General features: G+C 71.6%; 2 protein-coding genes and 1 pseudogene. All 3 read right to left on the bottom strand.

Annotated elements, in window-relative coordinates; all coding sequences use genetic code 11:
* Positions 1 to 1,110, bottom strand: a pseudogene (locus AC5LUJ_RS01495) (hypothetical protein); the annotation flags it as partial.
* 29 nt (positions 1,111 to 1,139) lie between these two features.
* On the bottom strand, positions 1,140 to 2,252 hold the full coding sequence (locus AC5LUJ_RS01490) for an ATP-binding protein (RefSeq protein ID WP_250285343.1): 1,113 nt from the start codon (positions 2,250 to 2,252) through the stop codon (positions 1,140 to 1,142).
* A gap of 82 nt (positions 2,253 to 2,334) precedes the next feature.
* Positions 2,335 to 3,404: VWA domain-containing protein (locus tag AC5LUJ_RS01485; protein WP_493464352.1), on the bottom strand; the 1,070-nt coding region annotated here is incomplete at its 5' end.

Here is a 3,404-nt window from a genome sequence, read left to right as displayed (position 1 = left end):
TGGTGAGGAGGCTGTGCCGAATTCCGGGACATGGCTGACCGCGTGGAAGGCGCCGCAGACGTACAGGCAGTCGTCGCGGTCGATGCCGGAGGCGGCGAGGTGATCCCGGATCCGGGTCCACATGTGGCGCTCGCGTTCCTCGTCGCGGGCGAGCCTGCCGTCCCCGGCCGGGGTGAGCCGGCGGAACAGGCTGCCGATGAGCGCCAGGGCCTGCCGGTAGGTGCCGTAGTCGGCGTCGGCGAGCGGCTGCTCGACGTACTGGTCCCACCATTCGGACCAGTGCCGGACTCGGCCGTGGCGCAGCAGGAACTCCTCGAGCTCGGCGAACCGGGGCCGCAGGTCGCCGATCTCGAGGCCGACGGCGTCGCCGTGCAACGCCGCCTCCTCGCCGTCCTGGTCTCCGCGGTCCTGGTCTCCGCCGTCCTGGGCCGGCCCGCCCGGGACCGCCGACGCCGGGCCCGGAGGTTCGTCGGCCTGGCCCGGCAGGTCCGGCCGCTGGCGGTTCTCCCACCGGGACTGGCGGTTCTCCCACTGGAAGAGGTGGTCGGCCGACCAGTCGACGAGCACGAGCTCGACGCCCGGCGTCTCGAGCGCGTAGGCGATCGCCTGGTACTCGGCCGACGCCTCGGTGATCGGGGCGACCACGCTCAGCGGCCCCACCCCGGCGGGGAAACCCTCGAGCTCGTGGGCGAAGGCCTGTGGGGCGACCGGCAGCCGGCAGTTGCGCAGCTCGCCGAGGATCGGCCGCAGGTCCTCGCAGAGCTCCAGGTAGATGGCCCTGGGCCGTTTCTCCCGCAGCCGCCGGGCCATCGCCAGGGCGGAGGCCGGCGAGTGGTGACAGACCGGGAAGATCTCCAGCGGCTCGGCCAGCGCCCAGGCGACATCGTCGACCAGGCCCGCCAGGATCTCGGCGAGCGCGGCCGAATCCGCGGCGAAGGCCGCCGCGGCGTCCACCAGCCGCGCCCGCAGCTGGCCGAACGGCCCGTCCAGGCCCGCCGCCACGGTGCCGTCCGCCGCGGGCCCACCTGGCACGCCCGCGAGCGCGTCACCGGCCAGCGCGACGCCGGCCGGTCCGTCGTCGGCCGGCCCGTCGTCGGCGAGGGTGCTCATGGCGTCCCGGCTCCTCTCCGTCGCCATGCTCAGGACAGGACGGCGATCGCCTGGCGCCCGCCCTCGAGAAACTCGGGCCACAGGCCGCCGTCCTTCCTGCCCCGTGGCTCGACCACGCCGTGCAGGTACCTGTTGAGGATGGCGAGGTCCTCGGGGCTGCGCCGGGCGAGGGAGCCGACCAGTGAGCTCGCCAGCGTGCCGGCGTGCAGCCGCTTCTCGCCGAAGAACTGGCTGTGCAGGATCGCGTCCTCCAGGACGCCGATCTGCTCGGCCGTGGACAGCGCCGACTCGAGCTTCTCGTCGTCGCTGGTCGCCGACGCGGCAGCGGTGCGCAGGTCGGCGAAGCTCTGCAGCAGGATGTCGAGCAGGGTCGGCGGGACGTCGAGCTCGATCTGGTGGCGGCGCAGCAGCTCGGCGGTGCGGAACCGGACGATGTCCGCCTCGCTGCGTCTGTTCGTCACCACGGGGATCCGGACGAAGTTGAAGCGCCGCTTGAGCGCCGAGCTCAGGTCGTTGACGCCCCGGTCCCGGCTGTTGGCCGTCGCGATGACCGAGAAGCCGGGTCTGGCGAACACGACGTTGTCGTTGTCCAGCTCGGGGATGGACACGTACTTCTCGGAGAGGATCGAGATCAGCGCGTCCTGGACGTCGCTGGTCGAGCGGGTCAGCTCCTCGAAGCGGCCGATGACGCCACGCTCCATCGCCGTCATGATCGGCGACGGGATCATCGACTCGCGGGACTGCCCCTGGGCGATCACCATCGAGACGTTCCACGAGTACTTGATGTGGTCCTCGGTGGTACCGGCGGTGCCCTGCACGACCAGCGTCGAGTCGCGACTGATGGCGGCGGCGAGCAGTTCGGCGAGCCAGCTCTTGCCGGTCCCCGGGTCGCCGATGAGCAGCAGGCCGCGGTCGGAGGCGAGGGTGACGACGGCGCGTTCGACCAGGCTGGCGTCGCCGAACCACTTCTGGTCGACCTGGCGGCCCAGCTTGTCGGACTTCTGGGAGCCGAGCACGAACAGCCGGACCATGCGCGGGCTCAGCCGCCACGAGTAGGGCTTCGGCCCGTCGTCGACGGACTCCAGCCAGTCCAGCTCGTCGGCGTACTTGACCTCGGCGGGGGCACGCAGCATCTCGGTCATCGAGGTTCTCCTGCGGTGTCGGCTTGCGGGGGAAGAGGGGTCGGGAAGACGCCGGCGCACGGGGTGGCGGCGCCGGCCGTCCTCAGGTCAGGAAGTTCTTCAGCTCGACGACGAGCTTGCGGATGTGGCCGGAGATGACCGGCGTCCCCAGGTCCTTGAAGCGCTGCCGGAACCAGGGGTTCACGCTCGCCTGGCCGGAGCTGTTCACGGACCCGACCGGGATGAACTTCGCGCCCGAGCGGTGGATCGCCTCGAACGAGGCGAACAGCTGCTCGACGTGGGACTCGTAGTAGTCCGAGATCCACACCAGCACCGTGTTGCGCGGATCGGTGATCTTCGGACGGGCGAGCGTCATCGCGGCCGTGCCGTCGGTGCCGCCGCCGAGGCGGGTGCGCAGCAGGACCTCGAACGGGTCGTGCACCCAGGGGGTGAGATCGAGCGCGCGGGTGTCGTAGGCGACGAGGTGGACGTCCACCCTGGGCAGCCCGGCGAAGATCGACGCCAGGATGGTGCAGTTCACCATCGCGTCGACCATCGAGCCCGACTGGTCGACGACCACGATCAGCCGGGCCGGCGTGGTGCGCCGCGCGGTCTGCCGGTAGTACAGCCGGTCGACGTAGAGGCGCTGGTCCTCGGCGTTCCAGTTGGGCAGGTTCTTCCAGATCGTGCGGTCGATGTCGAGGTTGCGGAACACCCGCTTCGGCGGCACGGAGCGGTCGATCGTCCCGACGCTCGCCTTCTCCACCTGGGTGCGCAGCACCTCGGCCACCTCGTCGACGAACCGGCGGATCAGCGCCTTCGCGTTGGCGAGCGCGACGCCGGACAGGTTGTGCTTGTCGCGCAGCAGCTGCTCGACCAGCGACATGCTCGGGGTGAGCCGGCTGGCGAGCGCGTTGTTCGCCAGCACCTCGCGCAGACGCATGCGGCGCACCAGGTCGGCCTCGACGTCGGCGAGCGTGCCGTTCAGCTCGAAGCCGTCGCCGGCGCCCGTTCCCGCGCCGGCCCCCGGCCCGAGCGCCCGCCGCAGCCACTCCGCGTCGGACTGCCAGCCGGACAGCTGGGTCGCCGACACGCTGCCCGCCCCGGTCGCGAACACGTTGAGCAGCAGCTTGGAGACCAGCGCGGCGCGCCGCACCTCGTCCATTCCGACCC

The sequence above is a fragment of the Protofrankia sp. CiP1_Cm_nod3 genome, assembly GCF_982290655.1.
Note: the sequence above shows the minus strand (reverse complement) of the source record. Positions and strands in the feature narration are given on the sequence as shown.